The sequence below is a fragment of the Devosia sp. UYZn731 genome (assembly GCF_040546795.1).
Classification (GTDB): Bacteria; Pseudomonadota; Alphaproteobacteria; order Rhizobiales; family Devosiaceae; genus Devosia.
The window spans coordinates 247,575-271,949 of sequence record NZ_JBEPOL010000004.1 but is presented as its reverse complement, the minus strand read 5'-3'; the positions used below and the strand labels follow the sequence as shown (position 1 = coordinate 271,949).

Annotated in this window: 22 protein-coding genes, 1 pseudogene and 2 riboswitches; of the genes and pseudogenes, 15 read left to right on the top strand and 8 right to left on the bottom strand. The window is 62.1% G+C overall.

Going from position 1 to position 24,375, the window contains the following annotated elements:
• The first annotated feature begins 65 nt into the window (after positions 1-65).
• The 5 genes from ABIB57_RS11945 (at position 66) to ABIB57_RS11925 (ending at position 5,727) form a co-directional block, all read left to right on the top strand.
• Entirely contained in the window at positions 66-980 is a 915-nt protein-coding gene (locus tag ABIB57_RS11945; protein ID WP_502914379.1) for a carbohydrate ABC transporter permease, read from the top strand.
• On the top strand, positions 977-1,804 hold the full coding sequence (locus ABIB57_RS11940; RefSeq protein WP_354041032.1) for a carbohydrate ABC transporter permease: 828 nt from the start codon (positions 977-979) through the stop codon (positions 1,802-1,804). The genes ABIB57_RS11945 and ABIB57_RS11940 overlap by 4 nt, the downstream gene beginning before the upstream one ends.
• 24 nt (positions 1,805-1,828) lie before the next feature.
• Positions 1,829-2,908, top strand: a complete 1,080-nt coding sequence (locus ABIB57_RS11935) for an ABC transporter ATP-binding protein (protein WP_354041031.1) — start codon at positions 1,829-1,831, stop codon at positions 2,906-2,908.
• A gap of 117 nt (positions 2,909-3,025) precedes the next feature.
• Positions 3,026-4,624 carry a carboxylesterase/lipase family protein gene (locus ABIB57_RS11930; RefSeq protein WP_354041030.1) on the top strand — a complete coding sequence of 533 codons (1,599 nt, stop codon included), beginning with the start codon at positions 3,026-3,028 and terminating at the stop codon, positions 4,622-4,624.
• A gap of 77 nt (positions 4,625-4,701) precedes the next feature.
• The gene (locus ABIB57_RS11925; protein ID WP_354041365.1) at positions 4,702-5,727 is read left to right on the top strand and encodes a LacI family DNA-binding transcriptional regulator; all 1,026 of its coding nucleotides are present in this window, start codon (positions 4,702-4,704) and stop codon (positions 5,725-5,727) included.
• A 9-nt stretch (positions 5,728-5,736) separates the two neighbouring features.
• Here the strand turns inward: ABIB57_RS11925 and ABIB57_RS11920 are convergent, their stop codons facing one another.
• Positions 5,737-6,645 (bottom strand): LysR family transcriptional regulator, encoded by a 909-nt coding sequence (locus ABIB57_RS11920; protein WP_354041029.1) that lies wholly within the window; start codon positions 6,643-6,645, stop codon positions 5,737-5,739.
• A 109-nt stretch (positions 6,646-6,754) separates the two neighbouring features.
• Here ABIB57_RS11920 and ABIB57_RS11915 point away from each other — a divergent pair, with 109 nt between their 5' ends.
• Genes ABIB57_RS11915 through ABIB57_RS11895 form a run of 5 tightly spaced genes read left to right on the top strand, consistent with a single transcriptional unit; the run spans position 6,755 to position 9,154 of the window.
• The gene (locus ABIB57_RS11915) at positions 6,755-7,387 is read left to right on the top strand and encodes a DsbA family protein (RefSeq protein ID WP_354041027.1); all 633 of its coding nucleotides are present in this window, start codon (positions 6,755-6,757) and stop codon (positions 7,385-7,387) included.
• A 6-nt stretch (positions 7,388-7,393) separates the two neighbouring features.
• The gene (locus ABIB57_RS11910) at positions 7,394-8,245 is read left to right on the top strand and encodes an MBL fold metallo-hydrolase (RefSeq protein ID WP_502914388.1); all 852 of its coding nucleotides are present in this window, start codon (positions 7,394-7,396) and stop codon (positions 8,243-8,245) included.
• Position 8,246: 1 nt separating this feature from the next.
• The gene (locus tag ABIB57_RS11905) at positions 8,247-8,636 is read left to right on the top strand and encodes a nuclear transport factor 2 family protein (RefSeq protein ID WP_354041023.1); all 390 of its coding nucleotides are present in this window, start codon (positions 8,247-8,249) and stop codon (positions 8,634-8,636) included.
• A gap of 24 nt (positions 8,637-8,660) precedes the next feature.
• Complete coding sequence (locus tag ABIB57_RS11900) at positions 8,661-9,005, top strand: nuclear transport factor 2 family protein (RefSeq protein WP_354041021.1); 345 nt, start codon at positions 8,661-8,663, stop codon at positions 9,003-9,005.
• Positions 9,005-9,154 carry a nuclear transport factor 2 family protein gene (locus ABIB57_RS11895; protein WP_354041384.1) on the top strand — a complete coding sequence of 50 codons (150 nt, stop codon included), beginning with the start codon at positions 9,005-9,007 and terminating at the stop codon, positions 9,152-9,154. The genes ABIB57_RS11900 and ABIB57_RS11895 overlap by 1 nt, the downstream gene beginning before the upstream one ends.
• A gap of 124 nt (positions 9,155-9,278) precedes the next feature.
• On the opposite strand, the pseudogene ABIB57_RS11890 reads toward ABIB57_RS11895, so the two are convergent.
• A pseudogene (locus ABIB57_RS11890) lies at positions 9,279-9,550 on the bottom strand (helix-turn-helix domain-containing protein); the annotation flags it as partial.
• A 310-nt stretch (positions 9,551-9,860) separates the two neighbouring features.
• Here ABIB57_RS11890 and ABIB57_RS11885 point away from each other — a divergent pair.
• Positions 9,861-10,253 carry a DoxX family protein gene (locus ABIB57_RS11885; RefSeq protein ID WP_354041020.1) on the top strand — a complete coding sequence of 131 codons (393 nt, stop codon included), beginning with the start codon at positions 9,861-9,863 and terminating at the stop codon, positions 10,251-10,253.
• A 6-nt stretch (positions 10,254-10,259) separates the two neighbouring features.
• On the opposite strand, the gene ABIB57_RS11880 is transcribed toward ABIB57_RS11885, so the two are convergent.
• Positions 10,260-11,348 carry a ribonucleotide-diphosphate reductase subunit beta gene (locus ABIB57_RS11880; protein WP_354041019.1) on the bottom strand — a complete coding sequence of 363 codons (1,089 nt, stop codon included), beginning with the start codon at positions 11,346-11,348 and terminating at the stop codon, positions 10,260-10,262.
• Positions 11,349-11,498: 150 nt separating this feature from the next.
• A complete protein-coding gene (locus ABIB57_RS11875; protein ID WP_354041017.1) occupies positions 11,499-14,405 on the bottom strand; it encodes a ribonucleoside-diphosphate reductase subunit alpha in 2,907 nt (968 codons plus the stop codon).
• Positions 14,406-14,512: 107 nt separating this feature from the next.
• Positions 14,513-14,666, bottom strand: a riboswitch (cobalamin riboswitch).
• Positions 14,667-14,792: 126 nt separating this feature from the next.
• Positions 14,793-14,980: riboswitch (cobalamin riboswitch) on the top strand.
• 190 nt (positions 14,981-15,170) lie between these two features.
• On the opposite strand from ABIB57_RS11875, the gene metE reads away from it, so the two are divergent.
• Positions 15,171-17,423 carry a 5-methyltetrahydropteroyltriglutamate--homocysteine S-methyltransferase gene (metE, locus tag ABIB57_RS11870; protein WP_354041015.1) on the top strand — a complete coding sequence of 751 codons (2,253 nt, stop codon included), beginning with the start codon at positions 15,171-15,173 and terminating at the stop codon, positions 17,421-17,423.
• A gap of 3 nt (positions 17,424-17,426) precedes the next feature.
• Here metE and ABIB57_RS11865 read toward each other — a convergent pair whose 3' ends face one another.
• The 4 genes from ABIB57_RS11865 to ABIB57_RS11850 are packed head-to-tail and all read right to left on the bottom strand — an operon-like array spanning position 17,427 to position 21,603.
• Entirely contained in the window at positions 17,427-17,852 is a 426-nt protein-coding gene (locus ABIB57_RS11865; protein WP_354041014.1) for a DUF6314 family protein, read from the bottom strand.
• Positions 17,853-17,860: 8 nt separating this feature from the next.
• Positions 17,861-18,067, bottom strand: coding sequence for a TOBE domain-containing protein (locus tag ABIB57_RS11860; RefSeq protein WP_299733313.1), 207 nt, complete (start codon positions 18,065-18,067; stop codon positions 17,861-17,863).
• Between the two features lie 46 nt (positions 18,068-18,113).
• The gene (locus ABIB57_RS11855; RefSeq protein WP_354041012.1) at positions 18,114-19,871 is read right to left on the bottom strand and encodes an ABC transporter ATP-binding protein; all 1,758 of its coding nucleotides are present in this window, start codon (positions 19,869-19,871) and stop codon (positions 18,114-18,116) included.
• Complete coding sequence (locus tag ABIB57_RS11850) at positions 19,855-21,603, bottom strand: ABC transporter ATP-binding protein (RefSeq protein WP_354041010.1); 1,749 nt, start codon at positions 21,601-21,603, stop codon at positions 19,855-19,857. Before ABIB57_RS11850 ends, ABIB57_RS11855 begins: the two co-directional genes overlap by 17 nt.
• A 96-nt stretch (positions 21,604-21,699) precedes the next feature.
• Between ABIB57_RS11850 and ABIB57_RS11845 the strand changes: the two genes are divergently transcribed.
• The 3 genes from ABIB57_RS11845 to ABIB57_RS11835 all read left to right on the top strand — a co-directional run bounded on the left by ABIB57_RS11845 (position 21,700) and on the right by ABIB57_RS11835 (position 24,367).
• Positions 21,700-22,287, top strand: a complete 588-nt coding sequence (locus ABIB57_RS11845; protein WP_354041008.1) for a TetR/AcrR family transcriptional regulator — start codon at positions 21,700-21,702, stop codon at positions 22,285-22,287.
• A 122-nt stretch (positions 22,288-22,409) separates the two neighbouring features.
• The gene (locus tag ABIB57_RS11840) at positions 22,410-23,210 is read left to right on the top strand and encodes an SDR family NAD(P)-dependent oxidoreductase (RefSeq protein ID WP_354041006.1); all 801 of its coding nucleotides are present in this window, start codon (positions 22,410-22,412) and stop codon (positions 23,208-23,210) included.
• Positions 23,211-23,335: 125 nt separating this feature from the next.
• Complete coding sequence (locus ABIB57_RS11835) at positions 23,336-24,367, top strand: aldo/keto reductase (protein ID WP_354041005.1); 1,032 nt, start codon at positions 23,336-23,338, stop codon at positions 24,365-24,367.
• The last annotated feature ends 8 nt before the right edge of the window (positions 24,368-24,375 follow it).

The following is a 24,375-nucleotide window of genomic DNA, read 5'->3' as shown; positions in this document are numbered from 1 at the left end:
CCCAGGCAGCCCGGAGCATCTGGTCTCGCTCCGGGCTGCCACCCTCTTTCTCAAGGAGAAGGCTGATGTCAGCCGCGTCCGATACGCGCCTCGCCCCGCTGGTCATGCCTGCCAGACTGGGAGCCCGCCCCTCGCCCTATCCAGGCTGGTTCTTCCTGCCTGCGGCGGTGATCTATGGCGTGCTGTTCCTGATGCCCACCTTTGCGTCGCTTTATTTCAGCCTGACACGCTGGACGCTGTTCAACTCGACGTTCATCGGGTTCGAAAATTTCGCGCAGTTCTTTCGTGAGCCGTTCCTCATCAGGGGGCTGGTCAACACCGTGCTCTATGCGGTGATCACTTCAGGTCTCAAGGTCGTGCTTGGCATGCTGCTGGCGCTGCTGCTCACCAGCCAGATCCTGGCGCGTGGCTACCTCCGCTCGGTGGTGTTCTTTCCCGTCCTGGTCTCGACAGTGGGCGTCGGCATTACCTTCACGGTGCTGATGCATCCCACCACCGGCATGATCAATGAGGGTTTGGCCCTGATCGGCATCAAGGGGCCCGGCTGGCTGACCAACCCCAACCTCGCTTTGTTCTCGGTCGCTTTGGTGGATGTCTGGAAGGGCGTGGGCCTCGCTACTGTTATCTACATCGCCGGCATCGTGGCCATCCCGCAGGACTATTACGAGGCGGCGCGGATCGACGGGGCCACCAAGTTCCAGAATTTCCTCTACATCACGCTGCCGCTGAGCCGGCCGGCGACGGCCACCGTGATCACGCTCAGCTTCATTGGCGGGTTGCGCACCTTCGATCTGATCTGGGCGATGACCAGAGGTGGCCCCGGCTTTGCCTCCGATACGGTGGCCTCCGTCATCTACAAGCAGTACCAGGCCGGCTTTTACGGGCTGTCGACCGCCGGCAATGTGGTGCTGTTCGTGCTCATCGGCGTCCTGGTGGTCCCGCTGACCATGCTCCTCAACCGCAAGCAGGGTCACGAATGAAATCCCGGCCATCCATTCTGATCAGTGCAGCCGCCATCGTCGCTTCGACCGTGGTGTTCCTGATACCCTTCGCGTTCATCGTGCTCATGGCGTTCAAGGATCGCCGGCAGTCGTTGCTGCGGGACTTTTCCTGGCCCAATGGCTTTCACCTCTGGGACAACGTGGTGGAGGTGGCCGCGACGCGCAACTGGATGCTGATCACCGCCTTTATCAATTCCACCATCCTGACCGTGGCCAGCGTCACCCTGCTGGTGGTGCTTGCTGCCATGGTCGGCTTCGTGCTGGCCCGCCGCAAGACGCGGTTCAACGGGCTCATCGAGTTCCTGATCCTGGCCGGGCTGATGATCCCGCCGGCGGTTGTCCCCACGATCTGGCTGCTGCAGGGCCTGGGCCTGTTCGGCAAGCTGCACGGGCTGGTGCTCATCGAGGTCGCTTACGGCCTGTCATTCTCCATCCTGCTGTATCGGGCCTTCATTTCCACTATTCCGCGCGAGCTGGACGAAGCCGCTATCATCGACGGCGCTCGCCCGCTGGATGTGTTCTTCCGGGTGATCCTGCCCCTGCTTTGGCCGGTGACGGTGACCAATATCGTGGTGCAATCGGTGGCCATCTTCAACGATTTCACCAACCCGCTCTACTATCTGCCCGGGAATGGCAACGCGACGGTGCAGCTGACGCTCTATAATTTCCAGAGCCAGTTCAACACCTCCTACAATCTGCTCTTCACCAACATCCTGCTCATCACCATCCCGCCACTTCTGGTCTTCCTGTTCTTCAACCGGCAGATCGTGGCCGGTGTGACGGCCGGTGCGGTCAAGGGCTGACAACATTTTTCAAGGGAGGCCGCCATGGCCGGACTGGAACTCAAGCAACTCCACAAGAGCTATGGCAGCGTGGAAATCATCAAGGGCGTGGACATCTCGATCGAACACGGCGAGTTCGTCGTGTTCGTCGGGCCCTCGGGATGCGGCAAGTCCACCTTGCTGCGCATGATCGCCGGCCTCGAAGAGATCAGCGGGGGCGAGCTGTCCATTGGCTCGCGGATCGTCAACGAGGTGGAACCGCGCGACCGCGGCATTGCCATGGTGTTCCAGAGCTACGCGCTATACCCCCATATGACGGTCTACGAGAACATGGGCTTCGGCCTCAAGTTGGCCAGGACGCCCAAGGATGTGCGCGACGCCAAGGTGCGCGAGGCGGCGCGTATCCTGCAGATGGAACATCTGCTTGAGCGCAAGCCAGCCCAACTGTCCGGCGGTCAGCGCCAGCGCGTCGCCATTGGACGCGCCATCGTGCGACAGCCCGAGGTATTCCTGTTCGATGAGCCGCTGTCCAATCTCGACGCTGCCCTGCGTGTCGACATGCGCATGGAGCTCAGCAAGCTGCATCAGGACCTCGGTTCGACCATGATTTATGTCACCCACGATCAGGTCGAAGCCATGACTTTGGCCGACAAGATCGTCGTGTTGGACGGCGGCACGGTTCAGCAGATTGGCGCCCCGATCGACCTCTATCAGCGGCCGGCCAATCTGTTCGTCGCCGGGTTTATCGGATCGCCAAAGATGAACCTGCTGTCCGCCGGCGTGGACGCCATCGGTTCCAACACCATCGCCGTGAGTGGCAAGGGCGTCGAGCGGGTGGAAGTGCTCGCAGATGCAACAGGCTTGAAACCTGGCGACCAGGTCACGCTCGGGATACGGCCACAGGCGCTCGTCCTTCGCGATCAAGGGTCGCTGGTCGGGAAGGTTGTCCTTGTCGAGCGGTTGGGGAGCGAAACCAATGTCAGCGTCAACCTGCCGTCGGGCGTCAACTTCCTGGCGGTGCTCGATGGCGACAAGACACTGCAGCCCGGACAACAGGTGAGCTTCGGCTTCGAACCCCAGGATGCGATCGTCTTCGATCCCTCCGGGCGCGCCCGCCACCTCTAGTGCCACCGGCCCGGTCGCCTTTAGCCAGCCGCGCCAACGCGTCGGTCAACGAGACTGCATGCCCTATTAACAGATGGAGCAGATATGACTCAAATGCGCATAACCCGGAGGACAATGATGGTGCAGGGAGCCGCTTTACTCGGCGTCGCAGGATTGCCGCTGTCAGCGGTGGGACAGGCCGACGGCGGCACCATTGACGCGGCGACGACCCACGGTCCGATCCGCGGCAAGACCGAGGATGGCATCGCCAAATTCCTCGGCGTTCCCTATGGCGCCCCGCCGCTGGGATCCCTGCGGTTCCGGGCACCGCAACCGCCGCAGCCCTGGACTGAAATTCGGGACACCATGACGTTCGGCAACCCGTCCTTTCAGGCGCCGCAGCCGGACATGGGTCCCGACAGGCGCATGCCTGCACCCTCCGAGGATTGCCTCTACCTCAATGTCTGGACGCCCGCTGCCGACAACAAGCGCCGCCCGGTCATGGTCTACAACCATGGTGGCGGCTATACGGTCGGCTCCGGTTCGGCCGCCGGGCAGGACGGCACCAATCTGGCGCGGTTGCATGACGTTGTCGTGGTGCAATCCAACCATCGCCTCGGCCTGCTCGGCTACCTGTTCCTGGGTGACCTCGGCGGCGAGGATTACACGGCCAATGCCGGCATGCTCGATATCCAGCTCGCGCTGCAATGGGTGCAGGACAATATCGAGAATTTCGGCGGCGATCCGGACAATGTGATGGTCTGGGGCGAGAGCGGCGGCGGCGCCAAGACCGCCTGCGTCTATACCATGCCCGGCGCGGCCAACCTGTTCCACAAGGCCTCGATCGAAAGTTCGGCGCCCCTGACCCTTGCCACCCGAGAGGGTGCCACCGAGCGTGCCCGCAGTACACTTGCTGCGCTGGGCATCGCCCAAGCCGATCTGGGTCTGCTCACGGACATGCCCGTCGCAAAGCTGCTCGAAGCCCAACAAGGCAATGACGTACCCATGGGCGAGGCGCCTTGGGCGGAAAGTCGGGAGGTTCCCGGATTTGGCGCCTTCGTGGATGGCACCATCATTCCGCAAAACCCCTTTGCCCAGGGCGTAGCGTCGTTCTCAAAGGACAAACCACTGATGTGCGGCACGACCCGCGACGAGATGGTGTTCTTCTCGCTCTTTGGCCCACCGGACATCTTCAACATCGACGATGCCGGATTGCGCGAACAGCTCAGCGACACCTACCAGGGCGACGAACTCGAGGCTATCATCGCCACCTTTAAGGGCTCGCGGCCGGACGCGACGCCGGCTGAGATCTACTTCGCGATCAAGACCGCGCCGATCGTCCCGGATTCCATCAAAATTGCGGAAGCCAAGGTCGCGCAAGCCGGCGCGTCCGTCTATTCGTACCAACTCGTCTACCACAGCAAGACCAAGGTTCCGGGCTCCGAATTCGAACTGGGGTCGCCTCATGCTTCTGACATTGCCATGAAGTTCAACAACCCGGCCGCCGGCCAGGACTTCATTCTCGGGATGGATCAGTCGCCCGAGCGCTACAAGACGGCCGAGAACATGAGTGCCTTATGGGCCGACTTCGCCCGTACCGGTGTACCCCATGCCGATAGCGTGCCGGCGTGGCCTGCTTACAACCTGACGGAACGAGCCACCATGTGGATCGATGCCGAATGCCGAGTTGTGAACGATCCCGACGCCGCCGAACGCCAATATTGGAAAACTGCCTAACTCTCTGCCGAATTGAGGATCGGGGACCTCCCGATCCTCAATTCGTTGCAGTTCGAGAGGAGGTGTCAACCTTGGGTGTGCAGGAAGACAGGTTGCCCCCCAGGGTTACTATCCGTCAGGTGGCCGAGAATGCGGGCGTTTCGGTATCGGCAGTTTCCAAGGTGTTGCGCGATGCCTACGGCGTCAGCGCTTCGCTGCGCGCGCGGGTCGAGGCGTCGATCAGGGAGTTGAACTACCGGCCCCTGGCCGCCGCCCGAGGCATGCGCGGCCGGACCTATACGCTCGGGCTTGTCCTGCCGGACATCCGGAACCCCTTCTTTGCCGAAATTCTCGATGGCGTCGCATCCGCCTTGGCCGAAACGCAGTATCAGGTCATGATTGGTATAACCGAGCCCGCGGCCAGCGAAGACGCAGTCATCGAGGCTATGATCGATCGGCAGGTCGAAGGGATAATCCTTGTTGGCACAGTCAATGTAGAGGCCGTCGTAGACGCGCTCGCGTCGCGCCTGCCGTTGGTCGCGCTTGGATTTCACGCGCCTACGATGCGGACGTTTGACACGGTCAACACTGACGATCAGCTCGGCGCCCGCCTGGCCGTCCGACATTTAGTCGCGAACGGCTTCCTGGCGACCACCATGTTCAGCCTTGACCGCCCCGAGTCCACGATCATCGCCCAGCGAGAGTTGGGATACCGTAGAGAGATGATCCGGTGTGGTCTGTCCGAACACATCAACATCGTCCGGGTGGGCAGCGCTAAAGCGCAGATCGTCGCTGGCGCCAAACGGGTGCTCGATGAGCCGGTGAGGCCACGCGCATTGTTCTGTTGGTCAGACTTGGTAGCGGTGGAAGTTTTGAGTGTCGCTTCGGACATGGGACTTACAAGTCCCAACGATGTTGCGATCGTTGGCTACGACAATAGCCCGGTTTGCGCGCTCGCTCAGAATGGCCTCACCAGTGTGAACCAACCGGGCGCCGTGCTGGGTCAATCCGCCGCCCGGCTTTTGCTTGAGCGTGTCGGAGGGCGGGTAAGCGCGCAACACATTATCCTGCAGCCAAAACTCATCATGCGAGCCAGCTCCGCCGCGGTTTCCACGTGCGGCTGATGCGAATATCTACTTTTCCAGCTTTGTTTGATCGCCTGGGTGGCGTGACAACATCGCCACGAACGCGGTGACCTTGGGTGGACGGAACCGCGCCGCCGGATAGACGGCATATACCCCTCCAGCTGGTAGGCTCCAGGCTGGCAGGAGTTGGACGAGCCGATTGGCCTCCAAGTGCGCCGCCGCGAGAAAGTCCGGCAAAACCGACATGCCGCCACCGGCCAGCACGGCCGCCAGCGCCGCGGGCGTGGAATTGGTCAGGATGTTCTGCCGAAGTCTGACGGTCCTGGGGTCGAAATCATCCTTGGCGAAGCGCCAGACCAACGGCTCTTTCAGCGACGCATTGGCAATGAAAGGGAGACCAGTCACGTCCTCGGGCACGTCGGCGGTCCAGGCCCGCGTCAGGTCCGGCGATGCCACCAACAACTGCCGAAACGTGCCGATCCGCCTGGCATGATAGCTTGAATCATCCAGCCAGCCGACGCGGATGGAGAGATCGAAATGGTCGGCGATCAGGTCGACCTTGGTATCGGACAGCTGCAATTCCACATTGCAGGCCGGGTACATCCGGGTGAAGGCTGCGATGACAGGCGCAATGGTGGACGCGCCATAGTCATTGGGAGCGGTTATGCGCAAGGTTCCCGTTGGCTCTGCATTGGTTTGAGCGATTTCCCCGACCGCTTCCTCGACTTCGCTGAAGATCAGCACGCAGCGCGCGTGCAACAGCCTGCCGGCTTCGGTTGGCTCGACCCGCCGCGTGGTTCGGACCAGCAGACTCGTCCCGAGTTCTGCCTCGAGACGGCTGACCTGCTGGCTCACGACGGCCTTGGTGATGCCCAGGCGGTCAGCGGCCTTGGTGAAAGATCCAGTCTCAGCCACTGCGGAGAAGTAGGCCAATCGATTGAGCCGAATAGCTTGCACCAGATCACCACATTGTATGCCGTACGCAAACATTTTGTACGCTTTGACGTCCTCGATCAATCAATAGCGGTGGCCTAGCTTGCATTCAAGACATTGAAGGATGCAGGACATGAACATTACCTACCTGTTCGACCCGCTGTGCGGCTGGTGCTACGGGGCCAGTGGTGCCCTAGAGCAATTGAGCCGTGTGGCTGGCGCGACTATCCATCTTGCCCCCACTGGCCTCTTTGCCGGTGAAGGCGCCCGCTCCATGGACCAATCGTTTGCCGCCTATGCCTGGCAGAACGATCAGCGCATCGCCCGGCTGACCGGGCAGATTTTCAGCGAAACTTACCGCCAGCAGGTACTCGGCGCGACAGGCGCCACCTTCGACTCTGCGCCGGCAACTCTGGCCATCGTGGCCGTCGGGCTGCAGGCGCCTAGTGATGAGCTAGCGACGCTCAAGGCGCTTCAGCGCGCACGCTATGTCGACGGCCGGGACAACGGCGATATCGGCGTCGTGATCGGTATCCTCGCGGATGCCGGATTCACTGACGCCGCCGACCGTCTTCGCGTGCCAGACCCGGAGCTGATGGCCGCCTACCGCGCGCGGATAGCGGCCGGCCGCGCCGACATGGCGCTGTTCGGCGCCAACGGGGTGCCCGCGCTGGTCGTCGGCAAGGGCGACAGCCGCCGGCTGCTTCCCAACGGCGCGATGTTTGGCGGCCCCGAAATGTTGGTCGCTCAGCTCGAAGCTGCCTGAGCCCTTATCCCAACGACGACAAGCATCACCAAGGAAACAATCATGGCAACAACTCTGAATTGGACGCACTTTCCAGCCGGCGGGAACGGCTTCTTCCGGGCGCCGGTGCTGCTGTCGGGCCCAAGCGAGGCACTGCTGATCGACGGCGGCTTCACCTATCCCGACGGGCGCGCGCTCGCCGACGCCATCAAGGCGACGGGCAAGACGCTGACCACGATCTATATCAGCCAGTCCGATCCCGATTACTATTTCAGCCTGAAGCCGGTTCGCGAAGCGTTCCCGCACGCCAGGGTCGTTGCGGCTTCGGCGACGGTGGAAGCTATCAAGGCCAATGTGGACAAGAAGCTGGCCGCATGGGGCCCAAAGCTCAACGAGAATGGTCCGCAGACCCAGGCCGATATCGTTTTTCCGGAGGCCTTTGACGGCCCGACGCTTACCGTGGATGGCGAAACGGTCGAAATCGTCCCGGCAGAGGGCCCAGCCAATCGCCGCTATCTGTGGCTTCCGACGCTGAATGCCGTCTTTGGCGGCGTCCTGATTTTTTCGGGCGTGCATGTGTGGACCGCCGACACGCCCACCAAGGAGCAGCGCGCGGCCTGGATCGCCAATCTCGACAAGATTGCCGCCCGCAATCCGTCGGTCGTCATTCCGGGCCACATGGACCCCGCAGCGCCGACCGGTCTTGCCGCGATCGAGCATACCAAGGTGTATCTGCTGGCTTTCGAGGAGGAATTGGCCAAGGGCGGCGACTCCGCCGCGCTCAAGGCCGCGCTCGAAGCGCGCTTTCCGAACCTGGGCATGGGTGTCGCTCTCGACATCGGCTCCAAGGTCGCCACCGGCGAAATGAAGTGGGGCTGAGATGAGCACCAATCTCGAACTGATCCGGGCGACCTATGAAGGGTCCTCCGAGGACAACGGCCGCAATCTGCGGGCTGTCCTGGCGCCGGACGTGGAATGGACTGAGGCCGAGGGCTTCCCCTATGCCGGCACCTATGTCGGGCCAGAGGCGCTGATCGACGGCGTATTCCGCCGCCTTGGCACGGAATGGACCGGCTATCGCGCCGACGTCCACACCTACCTTGCCGACTGCGACCGGGTTGCCGCCTTCGGCCTCTATTCCGGCACCTACAACGCGACGGGCAAGTCCATGACCGCGCCCTTCGCCCACCTTTACCAGATCGAGGACGGCAAGGTCATTCGCATGACCCAGTATGTCGACACCGTTCTGGTCAACCGCGCGCTCAGCTAGGCGCAAACACCAGGAGACGACCCAATGTTCAAGAAGACGCTTCTCGCATCCATCTTCATCGTGACCGCCTCGGTCGCGGGATTGGCGGTACCTGTCTTTGCCCAGGACGCCACCCAGACCCAGATCGTGCAGGACTACGAACTGACACAGGCCAACAAGGCGCTGGTTACAAAGGCGTTCCAGGAACTGTTCGGTAATGCCGATCTCACTGCCCTCGACCGTTACTGGGCCGACGAGTACATCCAGCACAATCCCTCCATGACCGATGGCCGGGAGGCAGTAAAGACCTTCCTCCAGGGCCTGGGCATCGACTCCTGGCCGAAACGGCAGGTCAAATTCGAGCGTGTAATCGCGAAGGCGATCTTGTGATGCTGCAAACCGCGCAGCCGAAATCGGAAAACTCCCCCGGCACCGTCATCGTCGACATCTTCCGCGTCGAGAACGGCAAGATTGCCGAGCATTGGGACGTGATCCAGCAAATTCCCGCAGACGCCACCAATCCGCGGACGATGTACTAGCTCCATTCGCACCGTCGCGTTGACACGATGCTGTCCGCTCGCTCCATTGCGGGCGGACAGCATCCTCCCAAAAATGCCGGGGCGTTGCCCAGCTTCGCGGCTTCCTCGGTAGGCCTCGTGCGAGGGACCGCCCCAGACATCGAGCAATCGCGCGGATGGAAAGACCTGCCGCAGCCCCGCGAGAGATCTCTTCGCGCTCCCACACCTCGAGCGTCCTTGCAGCTCGCCGTCTTGCTGATGGAGCAATGCCGCCACGGACAACTACAATCCGCTGAACGCCACCTTCGGTCCTGCGATCCAGCGCTCGCGAGATCGACGAATGCTCTGACCCTGCTTCCATCGCTCCCAGAGCTCAACCTTCTGTTCGGCGGTAAACCAGACCCTTGACGTCACCATGCGACACCTCCCAATCCTCTCAGATTAAAGGTGTTGCGACGATCAGTTGAACCCACCGCCCCATTCCGGTCACTCACGCCTTGCTTTCGCATCTTGAAAGTTGCCCTTCGAAAGGCCTGCTGCGTGGCAGCGGGTCACCGTCAGCGCCGGATCATGCTTTGAGCAGCTGGCACGTAGTGGTCGCGCGAAGCGTCTCCATAAATTCCCCCACATCGCTGTCTGAATTCTCCCACCCCGTTCGTCGTTGTTTGAGAGCCCTAGGGGCTCGCGCGGCCCGATGCCGCCGAACAGCAATGAGAGGAGAATACAAATGGCTCGCACAACCGCAGTGCTTCTTGGGCGGCTCATCTTCGGATGCGTATTCCTGATGGCCGCCTATTTCAAATTCACCGGCATGGAGGCGACCGCCGGCTATATCGCCTCCATCGGTTTTCCCCTGCCGCTGGTCTTCGCCTGGCTGGCAGCCCTTTTCGAGTTGGCGCTAGTCGCCGCCTTCTTCACCGGCATCCTGTTTTCGCCGGCCGCCGTGCTGGCGGGGCTCTACGTCATCTTCCTGGCCTTTGCCTTTCACGGACCCTCCACCTGGACCGCCAACCAGATGGAGTTCGGCTTCTTCGTCGATCATTTCAGCTTGTTCGCCGGCCTGATGTTCGCAGCCGCCCACGGACCGGGCGACAAGCTGGTGATCAAATGGCCGCGGTGACGTCCGTCAGTCCCAGCTCAGCGCCCCGCCATTCTGATATTCGATGACGCGGGTCTCGAAGAAGTTCTTCTCCTTCTTCAAATCCATCGCCTCGCTCATCCAGGGGAACGGGTTCTCCGTCTCGGGATAGACCGGCGCCAGCCCAAGCTGGGCGCAGCGACGGTTGGCGATGAAGTGCATATACTGCTCGCATAGCGCCGCGTTCAGCCCGAGAAACCCGCGCGGCATGGTATCGCGCCCATAAGCCGCCTCCAGCTCCGCCGCCGTGCGGATCATGCCACGCACTTCCTCCTGGAACTCCGCCGTCCAGACATGCGGGTTCTCCGCCTTGATCTGGTTGATGACGTCGATGCCGAAGTTGAGATGAATGCTCTCGTCGCGCAGGATGTACTGATACTGCTCGGCAATACCGACCATCTTGTTGCGGCGCCCCAGCGACAGGATCTGCGCAAAGCCGGTATAGAACCACATCCCCTCAAAGATCACATAGAAGGCGATCAGATCGCGCACGAAGGCGCGGTCGGTATCGGGCGTGCCGGTGGTGAAATCCGGATCGTCCAGATGCTGGGTGAAGGTGATCGCCCACGCCGCCTTGTCGGTGATCGAGGGCACCTCGCGATACATGTTGAACAGCTCGCCCTCATCCAGCCCCAGGCTTTCCACGATGTACTGGAACGTGTGCGTATGGACCGCCTCCTCGAACGCTTGCCGCAGCAGATACTGCCGGCATTCCGGATTGGTCAGGTGCTTGTAGATCGCCAGCACGATGTTGTTGGCAACCAGACTCTCCGAGGCCGCAAAGAACCCCAGATTGCGCTTGAGCGTGTGCCGTTCGTCATCGGTCAGCCCGTCTTTGGACTTCCACAGCGCGATATCGGCCTGCATCGACACTTCGGTCGGCATCCAGTGATTGTTGCAGCCGTTGAGATATTTTTCCCACGCCCATTTGTATTTGAGCGGCAGCAATTGGTTCACATCGGCGCGGCAATTGATCATCGCCTTGTCGTCAACGGAGACGCGGCCACCCTTGAGGTCACTGTGGGCTTCTAGGACAGGAGCAGGTTTGTGAGTGTCGGAGGTCCAGTCGAGGGACATTTTGGGATTTCCTTGTTGGAGAGACCCCCTCATCCGCCCGTTGGGCACCTTCTCCCACGAGGGGAGAAGGCGACTGCCCGAAGCTCTCTCGGCTCTTTCCCTTCTCCCCTTGTGGGAGAAGGTGGCCGAAGGCCGGATGAGGGGTTCTGTTTACTGGCAGGCTTCGCAATCAGGATCGTCGATCAGGCACGCCGGCCCATCGATCACCGGTATGCTCAGGGACATACGCGGCGGCGGCGCTTCAACGACCTGCGCAACAACGACGGGAGCCGAGACCGCCACCGCATTGAGCTTCCCATCCGTGCCCTTCAGCGTCGATTTCTCCACATGCGTCGCCGAACGCGACCGCAGGTAATACGTCGTCTTCAGCCCCGCCTTCCACGCCGACCGATACAGCTGGTCCAGCGCCTTCCCCGATGGATTGGCGAGATACAGGTTCAACGACTGCGCCTGGTCGATCCACTTCTGCCGCCGCGACGCCGCCGCGATGATCCACGCAGAATCCATCTCGAACGCGGTCGCATAGATCGCCTTGATATCGTCCGGCACCCGGTCGATCTGCCCCACCGAACCATCGAAGTACTTCAGGTCCGAAATCATCACCGCGTCCCAAAGCCCGCGCGCCTTGAGATCACGCACCAGTTGCGCATTCACCACGGTGAAATCGCCGCTCATGTTCGATTTCACATAGAGGTTCTGATACCCCGGCTCGATCGACTGGCTGACACCGCAAATGTTGGAAATCGTCGCCGTCGGCGCGATCGCCATCGTGTTGGAATTACGCATGCCAACGTTTCTGACCCGAGCCCGCAGCGTCTCCCAATCCAGCCGCTGCGTGCGGTCGATATTGATTTCGCTGCGCGTCCGCGCCAGCAGTTCCTGGCTATCGATCGGCAAGATACCCTGGCTCCACAGCGAACCCTGGAACGACGCATAAGCGCCGCGCTCTTCCGCCAAATCCGTCGATGCCGAAATCGCGAAATAGCTGATCGCCTCCATCGAGCTATCGGCAAATTCCACCGCCCGCTCCGACGCATAGGCGATGCCCTGCACCTGCAGCGCATCGGCAAATCCCATCAGCCCCAGCCCCACGGGCCGGTGCCGCAGATTGGACTTCCGCGCCTCGGGAATGGTGTAGAAATTAATGTCCACCACATTGTCGAGCATGCGCATGGCCACGTCGACCGTGCGCTTGAGGCGCGCCATATCCAGCCCGTGCGGCCCGATATGGGCCAGCAGGTTGATCGAGCCGAGATTGCACACCGCCACCTCGTCCTTGCTCGTATTGAGCGTGATCTCGGTGCACAGGTTCGACGAATGCACCACGCCCACATGTTGCTGCGGCGAGCGGATATTGCACGGGTCCTTGAAGGTGATCCACGGATGCCCGGTCTCGAAGATCATGGTCAGCATCTTGCGCCACAGATCGAGCGCCTTGACCGTCCGAAACACCTTCAGCCCGCCCCCAGCCGCCTTGGCCTCATAACCCTCATAGGCCGCCTTGAACGCCAGCCCATAAAGATCATGCAAGTCCGGCGCTTCATCCGGCGAAAACAGCGTCCAGTCCGCCCCCGCCTCGACGCGCTCCATGAACAGGTCCGGCACCCAATTGGCCGTGTTCATGTCATGCGTGCGGCGGCGGTCGTCGCCGGTATTCTTGCGCAGGTCGAGGAATTCTTCGATGTCGACATGCCAGGTTTCCAGATACGCGCAGACCGCCCCCTTACGCTTGCCGCCCTGGTTGACGGCGATGGCGGTGTCATTGGCCACCTTCAGGAACGGCACGACCCCCTGGCTCTCCCCGTTAGTCCCCTTGATATGCGCGCCCAGCCCACGAACCGGCGTCCAGTCATTGCCAAGCCCGCCGGAATATTTGGCAAGCAGCGCATTGTCCCTCACCGCCTTGAAAATGCCGTCCAGATCGTCCGCCACGGTGGTGAGGAAACACGAGCTCAACTGCGGCCGCAGCGTGCCCGAATTGAACAAAGTCGGCGTCGACGCCATGAAATCGAAGCTCGACAGCAGGTCATAAAACGCGATCGCCCGCGCCTCGCGATCGATTTCGCGCACCGCCAGCCCCATGGCCACGCGCATAAAAAACGCCTGCGGCAGCTCGAACACAGTGCGCTCGACATGCAGGAAATAGCGGTCGTACAGCGTCTGCAGCCCCAGATACTGGAACTGCATATCCCGCTCCGGCTTGATCGCCGCCGCGATGCGCTTGAGCTCGAACCGCGCCAGTTCCGGATCGATCAGCTCCGCCTTGATGCCAACTGCCAGATAGTCCGGAAAATACTCCGCATAGCGCGTCGCCATATCGGCCTGCGTCGCCAGTTCGGTGCGTCCGGAAACATAGCTCAGTGCCTCGCGGCGTAGCTTGTCCAGCAACAGCCTCGCCGATACCAGCGCATAATTCGGCTCGGTCTCCACCAGTGTCCGCGCCGCCAGAATCGGCGCGAGCGCCAGCTCGTCCAGCGAAATGCCATTGTAGAGATTGCGCCGGGCTTCCTCCAGAATGGTCTGCGCCGAAGTCCCCTCCAGCCCATCGCAGGCTTCGCCAACCACCGTCGCCAACCGCACTTCATCCAGCGGCACCAGAGTGCCATCCGCCAGCTTCATGCTTAGCGCCGAAGCCGAAGTTGTCACCGGCCTGCTGGCCGCGCGCGCTTTCGCATGCTCCTCGCGATAGAGCACATAGGCCCGCGCCACCTTCTGGTGCTCGCCGCGCATCAGCGCCAGTTCGACCTGGTCCTGCACATCCTCGATATGGAACACGCGGCCGTCCTTGGCGCGACGGCTCAGCGCGGCAAACACCTCCCCGCTCAGCCCCTCGACGATCTCATGCACGCGGCGGGATGCGGCCGCCTTGTTGCCCTCCACGGCCAAAAACGCCTTGGTCAGCGCCACCGCGATCTTGGACGGATCGAACGGCACCGTGCCGCCATTGCGCTTGATGATGGAATAGCCCGGCTCCGCCGCAGACCGATGGTCCGAAGCGTCATAGGCAAACTGCGCGACAGCGGTGTCAGCGCGCTCAACAATATCGAGTTCAGTCATGTGGACCCCAGAGACCCCGTAGGTGGAAGCGGGGGATGGGGACGCGCGCGAAGGGACCGTCGAGCGGCCACGGCTTCGCATGCGACCAACCGGACACCCCGCCGTGGACGAATTAACCTGTCGTGGCAGGTATCTGGCTGGCGTGCCGAAACACGCTTTCACAGTTGCGGGGGCAGCGCTGGACTGGAACCGAAGTTCGCACCAGCTTCCCTATTATCACCCGTCCTTGCGACCCGGATGACCACGACACACTATATCTTGTGTTCCTACCCGCGATTCGCGTCAATGACTTGTGACGGATTTTTGCCGGCGACCGACCGCCGCTGTGGACAGCGGGGATATAAAGAAATCCTTATATCTCAATTGACAGCCTTTCCGCCGCTAGTGCATGGTCGTCCAGCCCATGGTCCCCGCAAGGGGATAACAGGGAATCCGGTGCGGCTTTGCCCAGTCCGGAGCTGCCCCCGCAACTGTAGGCGGTGACGGGTGCTCATCAAGCCACTGGCGCAAGCTGGGAAGGCGAGCATCCGGCCACACCCGCGAGCCAGGAGACCTACCTTGGGATTGAACGCTCACAACACGCCAGTCGGGTGGACTGGTCGAGGACATGCCATGACGATCTCCCTGCTGCCGATAGCACCAAGGCCCCGGTTCCGAATGCGTCGCTCCTGACGCTCCGAACCTAGTTCCTCATTGTTTTTCGACGCCCAGACCGTGGCGGCCTATGGCCCGCCGGCGGGCGCGTAACCTTGCATCGGCACCACCATGACCAAATCCGCCAATCTCGGCTTTCCCCGCATCGGCCTGCACCGCGAACTCAAGAAGAGCCTCGAATCCTACTGGAAGGGCGAGACCCACGCCGACGCCCTCCACGCCACCGGCAAACAGCTCCGCGCCCGCCACTGGCAACTCCAGCGCGATGCCGGCATCGACATCATCCCCTCCAATGACTTCGCCTATTACGACCACATGCTCGATACCACCGCCATGCTCGGCGCCATTCCCCCGCGCTTTGCCGGCATCGCCGATCCGGACCAGCTCTATTTCGCCATGGCCCGCGGCACCGCCGCCGCGCCCGCCATGGAGATGACCAAATGGTTCGACACCAATTACCACTATATCGTCCCCGAGCTTCACACCGGCCAGCGCTTCCACCTCGCCAGCACCAAAGCCCTCGACCATTATCGCGAAGCCAAGGCTTTGGGCATCGACACCCGCCCCGTGCTGGTCGGCCCCGTCACCTGGCTCAGCCTCGCCAAGGCCAAGGATGGCAGCCTCGACCCGCTGTCGCTGCTCGATAGCGTATTGCCCCTCTATGCCGAACTGCTCGCCGCCCTCAAAGCCGAAGGCGCCACCTGGGTGCAGATCGACGAACCCATCCTGGTCCTCGACCTGTCCGACGCGCAAAAGCACGCCCTGCGCCAGGCCTATGCGACCCTGTCCGCCGCCGGTCCGCGCATCATGCTCGCCACCTATTTCGGAGCGCTGCTCGACAATGCAGAACTCGCCACGCAACTCCCGGTCTCGGGCCTCCACATCGATCTGGTCCGCGCGCCCGAACAATTGCCCCACCTCCTCAAGCTGCTCGACGCCGACAAAACCCTCTCCGTCGGCGTCATCGACGGCCGCAATATCTGGCGCGCCGATCTCGACCGGCAACTGGCCCTGATCACCACCGCCTGGGACGCCATCGGCCCTGACCGCCTGCAAATCGCCCCCTCCTGCTCGCTGCTCCACACCCCAGTCGATCTCGACGGCGAGACCGCGCTAGACGAGGAACTGCGATCCTGGCTGGCCTTCGCCAAACAAAAACTGGCCGAAGTCAGCGCCCTCACCCTGGCCATGCAGAAAGGCCGTGGCGCCGCCAAAGCCGCCTTCGATGCCAGCGCCGCCGCCATCGCCGCCCACAAGGCCTCGGCCCGCATCCACAAGCCGCAGGTCAAGGCTCGCGCCGCCGCCAAAATCGCCCTCGGCCGCGGCGGCGTCTTCTCCACCCGCCGTGCCTTACAGCGCCAACGCTACAAGTTGCCGCCCTTCCCCACCACCACCATCGGCTCCTTCCCGCAAACCGCCGAAGTGCGCGAACAGCGCGCCGCCTTCAAAAAGGGCCAGATCGACACCGCCACCTACGACGCCTTCCTGCAAGCCGAAACCGAACGCGCCGTGCGCATCCAGGAGCGCATCGGCCTCGATGTGCTCGTGCATGGCGAATTCGAGCGCAACGACATGGTGGAATACTTTGGCGAACAGCTCGACGGCTTTGCCTTCACCAAGAACGGTTGGGTCCAGTCCTATGGCTCGCGCTGCGTCAAGCCGCCGGTGATCTACGGCGACGTCAGCCGCCCTGCCCCGATGACAGTGCGCTGGTCGGCCTATGCCGCCTCGCTCACCGACCGTCCAATGAAGGGCATGCTGACCGGCCCGGTGACCATCCTGCAATGGAGCTTCGTGCGCGTCGACCAACCTCGCTCGGAAACCTGCCGCCAGATCGCGCTGGCCATCCGCGACGAGGTCATCGACCTCGAAACTGCCGGCATCGGCATCATCCAGATCGATGAGCCCGCCCTGCGCGAGGGCCTGCCGCTCCGCCACAGCGATTGGGACGTCTACCTCCGCTGGGCGGTTGACTGCTTCCGCGCCTCCGCTTCCGGGGTCTCCGACGCCACGCAGATCCACACCCATATGTGCTATGCCGAGTTCAACGACATCATGCCCGCCATCGCCGAGATGGACGCCGATGTCATCTCCATCGAAACCTCGCGCTCCGACATGGAACTGCTCGAAGCCTTCCGCGACTTCAAATATCCCAATGAGATCGGGCCCGGCGTCTGGGACATCCACTCGCCGCGCGTTCCCAGCCAGGCGGACATGGAAGCCCTGATGCGTAAGGCAGCGCAGGGCATTCCGGCGGATCAACTCTGGGTCAATCCCGATTGCGGCCTCAAAACCCGCGGCTGGCCCGAGGTCGAGGCTGCGCTGGAGAACCTTGTCGTGACCGCCAAAGCCCTGCGCCGTTAGTCGCTAGCGCCGCGCATAGTCTGTGACGATGGCATAGGCTTTGCGCGGCCCGCTCACATCGTGGGCAATGCGAAACCCAACGGGCAGATCGAACCGGTAGGTGGACGCATAGATATCGGGGGCACAATTGTGAAAGCCGCTGCCGATCCATGTGTCATCACTCAGGCCGAGATCGACATCCTGAAACAACCGCGGCGGCTTTTCGTCAAACAGCACGCGAAAGCCGCCGCCGCGCAGCTCATAGATATAGCGCCGCTCGAACGCATAATCCTTGCCATCCGCCAGGGTCAGCATCCCCGTCTCGGCATAGTTCAGGCAATTCTCGCCGACCCGACCAAACGTCGCCTGCCCGGTCATGATCGATCCGCCGGTCACCGACCGCCTGAACGACCAATCGCCGACCAGGCCCAGTAAATCGTCCGCCTGCACGGTCGCGATCAGTCGACGCCAACCATGACGTCGGAGGCTTTGACGATCGCGTAGGCGCTCTGCCCAACCTTCAGCCCCAGTTCGTCGACCGCCTCATTGGTGATCGATGCCGTGACGATCGAGCCGCCAACATCGATCCGCACATGGGCCGTGGTCGCGCCCTTGACGACTTCGGTGACGACGCCCTTGAGGCGGTTCCTGGCACTGATCTTCATGAGCTTCTTCCTTTAAATGCGACGCCAGACCCTAGCACAAATCGCCTCAGCTCTGCATCGTCCCGTTCAAAAGCATGTCCACTGCGCTTTCCATCGATCCCGCCAGCGTCACCGTCCCCGCATTGACGAAGAAAATCGCGTCCGCATTGTCGATCGTGTTGAGCCGGTGCGCGATGATCACCTTGGTGGTGCTCGCCGGCAGGCGCTTGAGAATATCCTCCAGCAATTGCTCGGTCACCGTATCGATATTGGCCGTCGCCTCGTCGAGGATGAGCAATTCCGGATTGCGCAACGCCGCCCGGATAAAGGCGATCAACTGCTTCTGCCCCAGACTCATCGCATCGCCGCTCGACGACACCGAAGTATCCAGCCCCGCCTCGAACCGCGACAGCAGACTATGCAGTCCCGCGCTTTCCAGCGTTTCCACCAACACCGCGTCCGGCTTGCCCACATAAGTCGGATTGCCGTAGATAATGTTGTCGCGCACCGTGCCGGTGAACAGGAACGGCTCCTGCAAGATGAACCCGATCTTGGCCGCGCGCTCCTCCGGCGTATAGCCGCGGATATCCCGCCCCTCCAGCCGCACCGTTCCCGAACTCGGATCGTAAAGCCGCGCCATCAGCGACGCCGTCGTGGTCTTGCCACCGCCGGTCGGCCCGATCAGCGCATAGGTCTTGCCGCGCTCCAGCGCAAAAGTGATCCCACTCAGCACATCCTTGCCATCGGGATAGCGGAACGACACGTTCTCGAACGCCATCACGGCGTCTGACACGACCGCCTCGGACGGCACCACCACCATGTCCGATTGCAGCGCCAGCACTTCGGAAATCCGGTCCAGCCCCGCCAGCGCTAGTTGCAGCGACGACCAGATCGACGCCAATTGCCGCAGCGGATTGTAGAAATTGGTGACGTAGAGCAAAAACCCGATCAACAGGCCGGTGGTCATGTCACCCGCGTCGATCAGCATGATGCCATAACCCAGCACGATCAGCGTCCCCAGCGTCGCCGCCAGCCCATAGAGCGGCAGGAAAATATTGCTGGCCACCCCGGCGCTGACCGACGCCGAATAGTTGACATCATTGGCGACTGCGAACTTCTGCCGGAAATAATCCAGCCGGTTGAAGGCCACGATCACCTTGAAATTGGCCAGGCTCTCCTGCACTTCCCCGCTCAGCCCGCCCAGCGTTTGCAGGCTCTTGAAGCTGGCCCGCTTGACCCAGGGCGACTGCAATTGCGTCGCGATCAGCACCAGAACCGCCGGCACCAGCGCCGCCGCGCCCAGCTTGATATTGAGCACCAGCAGCAAAATGCCCGCGCCCACGATCAGAAACGCATTGCCCAGAAACTGCATCAGCGCCTGGGCGAAAAACTGGTTCAGCTTGTCGGTATCGTTGTTGATGCGCGAGATCAGGTCGCCCGAACGGTTCTGGTTGAAGAACGCGACCGGCAGCTCCTGCAGCTTGGTGAAAATCGCATTGCGCAGGTTGAACAGGATGCGCCGCCCCACCCCGCCCATGGTGCGCGTCTGCGTATAGCTCGACACCAGCTGCACCAGGAACACAATCAGCAACAGGCCCGACCAGGTGAGCACGCCCGTATAGTCACCCTTGGAGATGAACTGATCCACGATGTGCCCGATGATGAACGGCGCGGTCAGCGCCATCGCCGAGGTCACCGCGATCGCCGAAAAGGCAATCCCGATATTGCGCCATTCATCGGCCATGAGTGGCAGCAACCGGGCTAGGCCGGTCCAGATCGACTCTTTGCTTTCGCTGGCGTCCTTGGTGTTAAGCTTGTAGTTCATAGTCTTCGGTGCTTTGCTGCGAAGAGAAAATCTGCACGTATTCGGGCGAGCTGTGCATCAGTTCGGCATGCGTGCCCTCTGCCAGCACCTTGCCCTCCATCAGCAGCACGATCTGGTCATAATCCTCGACCGGCCCGATTTTCTGGGTCACCGAAATCAGCGTGATGCCCGGATAATTGGCCGTGACATTGGCGAGGATTTTCTTCTCCGTCCGCGCATCCACCCGCGCCGTGAAGTCGTCCAGCAACAGCACCTTGGGATTAAGCGCCAGTGCCCGCGCCAGCATGATGCGCTGCTTCTGCCCACCCGACAGAGAGGTGCCGCGCTCCGAAATCACCGTATCCAGCCCCGCCGGCAGCGTGCCGATGAAGTCATCCAGTTCCGCCGTTTCCACCGCCTTGGCTAGGCTCGCATCGTCCACGAGCGCGCTGAACGCGATATTCTCGCGCACCGACATGTTGAACGTTACGCTGTCCTGGAACACCAGCCCCACCTGCCGATGCAGCGCCTGCTTGTCATAGTCGGTCAGCACTCGCCCATCGACGGTGACGCGACCGCTTTGCGGCACCAGCAGCCCGCTGATCGCGAACAGCAATTGCGTCTTGCCCGCCGCCGTCGGCCCAATCACCGCAGTGCGCGTCCCCGCCTTCACCACCATGCTGACATCGTCCAGCGCATTGCGCTGGCCATACCGCACCGTCAGATGCTCCACCGCGATATCGCCGCGCAGCTCGACATCCACATTCCCCCACGGCTTGGGCGCTTCGCTCACCAGCACCTTGGCGATGCGCTCATACGATGCCGAAGCCTGCGCCACCACATTGCTCATGAAGCCGATGATGATGATCGGGAAAATCAGGATGCCCAGATAGCTGTTGAACGCGGTGAAATCGCCCAGCGTCATCGTGCCCGAAATCACCAGATGCCCGCCAAACGCCACGATCACCAGCGTCGCCAGATTGGTGCAGAATGTGATGATCGGGATCAGTGTCGAGAACATGCGCAAAATGCTCATGCCGATCGACTTGGCTTCGCTATTGGCCTCCAGAAACTTGGTATATTCGCTGGCCTGCGAATTCAGCAGCCGGATCAGCGACGAGCCCAGAATGCTCTCGTTGATGACCTTGTTCAGCCAGTCGATCGCCTCCTGCGACTTGCGGAACAGCTTTCGCACCCGGCTCAGCACGTAATAGAAACTAAACCCAATCACCGGCACCACGGTCAGCACCGCCAGCGCCAGTTGCCAGTCGATCAGCAGCAGCAAAATGCTCGCGCCGATGATCAGGAAAAACGACGACACGATCGATGAAATCGCCTGCGACACGAACGATTTGACCGCATCGACGTCCGACGTCAAATTCGTCAACAGCCGCGACGGCGTCACCGTCTGCACATAGGCAAAGTCCTGCCGCGAAATGGTATCCACCAGCCGGGCCCGCAAATCGCGCGCCACCCGCTCGGCCGCCACGGTCTGTACGATCGACTGCCCGTAAGTCAGGATGAACACGCCCGCCGCCAGCGTCAGGAACTCTTCAATCAGCGTGGTCAGCCGATAATCGGGCCCACCAACGCTGTCGATCGCCCGCGCGATCAGTTGCGGTCCGACCAGGTTCAGCGCGTTGCTGGCAATGGTCAGCCCAACCAGCAGCAAAATCCATGGCCAATAGGGGGTCAATAGCGGCAGCAGGCCGCCGGAACTGGGCTTACCCTTACGCCCTTCTTGAACAGACATGCGGCGCCTTTTCCCGGCCAATGCGACTCGCCGGCATCGTGATGTAAAAACCGGGTGGCTTTCCTATATCATGGTGGCCGGATTGAGGAACAAGCCATGCGCTCATCGCGCCAGGATACGGAAAAACATCGCGAAGCCATCATCGACGCCGCCGCGAGACTCGTGCGCGAAAAAGGCTTCGACAGCGTCAGCGTACCCGATCTGATGGCCGAAGTCGGCCTGACCCATGGCGGCTTCTACCGCCACTTTGCCTCCAAGGAAGCGCTGGCGCCGCTGGCCTTTGCGCGTGCCTTTTCGACGGTCGACGATTTCCTGGAAACCGCCACGACCAACCATCCCGCCGATCCGGAAGGCGCGTTGCGCGAGTTTTTCGCCACGTATCTCTCCCCGGCCCACCGCGACGACCCCGGCGGCGGTTGCGCCACCTCGGCCCTGGCGGGCGACGTTGCCCGCGCGGCGCCGGGCTGCGTAGCGCAACAGGCCTATGTCCAAGGTCTCGAGCAGACGATGGACAAGCTAGAAGCCGTCCGGGGCAACCCATCCGCCGAAGACCACCAGCAGGCGCTGGTCACGCTGTCCACCATGGTCGGCGCCCTGCTGCTCTCCCGCGCGACCCGTGGCACTGCCGTTTCCGACGACCTGCTGAGTGCTGCTCTGCAGGCCGTTTCGCCAAAACCGGAATAGCCCGAAAAATATCCGACCTCACCCCTTGTCGATTTAGATGATGATCATAATCTAAAGGCAGCCGGACGAGCCGTCCGGTATCGCGCCGCTCCGGCTGGCGCTGGGCTTAACGGAGAATTTCCATGTCCAATCCTTCCCTCGGCACCGCCCTGATCACCGGCGCGTCCTCCGGCATCGGCGAAGTCTATGCCGACCGCCTCGCCAAGCGCGGCTATGACCTCATTCTGGTCGCCCGCAATGTGGAGCGTCTCACGGCCCTCGCCACGCGCCTCAGCACCGAAACCGGCCGCAAGGTCGAAACCATTAGCGCCGAACTGGGCAACGCCGCCGACCGCAAGGTGGTCGAGGCCCGCCTGCGCGACGACGCCGCCATCACGCTGTTCGTCAACAATGCCGGCGTGATCCTTGGCGGCGGCCCACTGGCCCAGGCCAATGTGGACGAGCTGGAAACCATGCTCGACATCAACGTCACCGCGCTCACCCGCCTTGCCGCCGCGGCCGCCGCCGGTTTCGCCCAGCGCAAGCGTGGCATCATCGTCAACCTGAGCTCGCTGCTGGCCTTGCTCGACACGCCCCAGACTGCCGCTTACGGCGCCACCAAGGCCTATGTCCTCAGCTTCACCCATTCGCTCGATCTTGAATTGGCGCCGCAGGGTGTTCAGGTTCAGGCCGTCCTGCCCGGCTATACCCGCACGCCGATGATCGGCAACGGTGCCGGCATTCCCGATGAGCAGATCATGGAAGTGGAAGACCTGGTCGATGCGGCCCTTGCAGGCATGGATAACAAGGAGCTCGTGACCATCCCGGCCCAACATGGCGATAGCGACTATGCGCGCGTCGTCGAGGCGCGGACCAAGCTGCTGTCAGGGCTCGTGGCCAACCGCCCGGCCTCACGCTACGGCGTCACCAGCATCGCCGCCTGATTGTCGTCCGGCCGGGTTCGTCCCGGCCGGCCCCACCTAGCGCAAAAGCCGAATTCAATGCTAAGATAGGTCTCGCCCGCCGCTTCTCCAGCCGCGCGCGAGACCCATTCAGATCGGAATTCGCAATGCGATACAAACCTTTAGGCGGGACGGGCTTGCTCGTTTCCGAAATCTGCCTCGGCACCATGACTTTTGGCGGCACCGGCGGCGGCATCTGGAGCAATATTGGCCAGCTCGATCAGAAGATGGCTGATGGCATCGTCGCCCGCGCGCTCGATGCTGGCGTCAACTTCATCGACACAGCCGACGTCTATTCCGAAGGCCTTTCCGAACAGATTACCGGTCAGGCCATGGTCAATTCCGGCCGCAAGCGCACCGACGTGGTTCTGGCCACCAAGGCCACCGGCGCCATGGGCCAGGGCCCCAACGATCGCGGCTCGTCGCGCGGCCACATCATGGATTCGGTCAAGGCCAGCCTCAAGCGGCTCAATACCGACTATATCGACCTCTACCAGATCCACTCGCAGGATTTCCTGACCCCGGTCGACGAAGTCGTGCGCGCCCTCGATGATCTCGTCCGCCAAGGCCATGTCCGCTACGTCGGCGTCTCCAACTGGGCCGCTTGGCGCATCATGAAAGCGCTCGGCCTGTCCGACAAGCACGGCTGGGCTCGCTTTGAAACCCTGCAGGCCTACTACACCATTGCGGGCCGCGACTTGGAACGCGATCTGGTCCCCCTGATCGAAGACCAGAAGCTCGGCCTGATGGTCTGGAGCCCGCTCGCCGGCGGCCTGCTCAGCGGCAAATACGACCGCGACGGCAATGCCCCCGATGGCTCCCGCCGCGCCAATTTCGATTTCCCGCCCGTCAACAAGGACCGCGCCTTCAACGCCGTCGATGTGATGCGCGAAATCGGCAACGCCAAGGGCGTTTCGGTTGCCCGCATCGCGCTGGCCTGGGTGCTGCACCAGAAGCACGTCATGTCGGTGATCATCGGCGCCAAGACCATCGAACAGCTCGATGACAATCTGGCCGCCACCGCAGTCAAGCTGACCGAGGACGAGCTCAAGCGCCTCGATACGGTCAGCGCCCTGCCTCCGGAATATCCCGGCTGGATGGTCGCCCGCCAGACTGCCGGCCGCATTCCGGGCCAATAATCGCTCAG

Coding starts and splice junctions, on each gene's coding strand:
- ABIB57_RS11945 (WP_502914379.1), top strand. CDS start 66: ATGTCAGCCGCGTCCGATACGCGCCTCGCCCCGCTGGTCATGCCTGCC.
- ABIB57_RS11940 (WP_354041032.1), top strand. CDS start 977: ATGAAATCCCGGCCATCCATTCTGATCAGTGCAGCCGCCATCGTCGCT.
- ABIB57_RS11935 (WP_354041031.1), top strand. CDS start 1,829: ATGGCCGGACTGGAACTCAAGCAACTCCACAAGAGCTATGGCAGCGTG.
- ABIB57_RS11930 (WP_354041030.1), top strand. CDS start 3,026: ATGGTGCAGGGAGCCGCTTTACTCGGCGTCGCAGGATTGCCGCTGTCA.
- ABIB57_RS11915 (WP_354041027.1), top strand. CDS start 6,755: ATGAACATTACCTACCTGTTCGACCCGCTGTGCGGCTGGTGCTACGGG.
- ABIB57_RS11905 (WP_354041023.1), top strand. CDS start 8,247: ATGAGCACCAATCTCGAACTGATCCGGGCGACCTATGAAGGGTCCTCC.
- ABIB57_RS11900 (WP_354041021.1), top strand. CDS start 8,661: ATGTTCAAGAAGACGCTTCTCGCATCCATCTTCATCGTGACCGCCTCG.
- ABIB57_RS11895 (WP_354041384.1), top strand. CDS start 9,005: ATGCTGCAAACCGCGCAGCCGAAATCGGAAAACTCCCCCGGCACCGTC.
- ABIB57_RS11885 (WP_354041020.1), top strand. CDS start 9,861: ATGGCTCGCACAACCGCAGTGCTTCTTGGGCGGCTCATCTTCGGATGC.
- ABIB57_RS11880 (WP_354041019.1), bottom strand. CDS start 11,348: ATGTCCCTCGACTGGACCTCCGACACTCACAAACCTGCTCCTGTCCTA.
- ABIB57_RS11875 (WP_354041017.1), bottom strand. CDS start 14,405: ATGACTGAACTCGATATTGTTGAGCGCGCTGACACCGCTGTCGCGCAG.
- metE (WP_354041015.1), top strand. CDS start 15,171: ATGACCAAATCCGCCAATCTCGGCTTTCCCCGCATCGGCCTGCACCGC.
- ABIB57_RS11860 (WP_299733313.1), bottom strand. CDS start 18,067: ATGAAGATCAGTGCCAGGAACCGCCTCAAGGGCGTCGTCACCGAAGTC.
- ABIB57_RS11855 (WP_354041012.1), bottom strand. CDS start 19,871: ATGAACTACAAGCTTAACACCAAGGACGCCAGCGAAAGCAAAGAGTCG.
- ABIB57_RS11850 (WP_354041010.1), bottom strand. CDS start 21,603: ATGTCTGTTCAAGAAGGGCGTAAGGGTAAGCCCAGTTCCGGCGGCCTG.
- ABIB57_RS11845 (WP_354041008.1), top strand. CDS start 21,700: ATGCGCTCATCGCGCCAGGATACGGAAAAACATCGCGAAGCCATCATC.
- ABIB57_RS11840 (WP_354041006.1), top strand. CDS start 22,410: ATGTCCAATCCTTCCCTCGGCACCGCCCTGATCACCGGCGCGTCCTCC.
- ABIB57_RS11835 (WP_354041005.1), top strand. CDS start 23,336: ATGCGATACAAACCTTTAGGCGGGACGGGCTTGCTCGTTTCCGAAATC.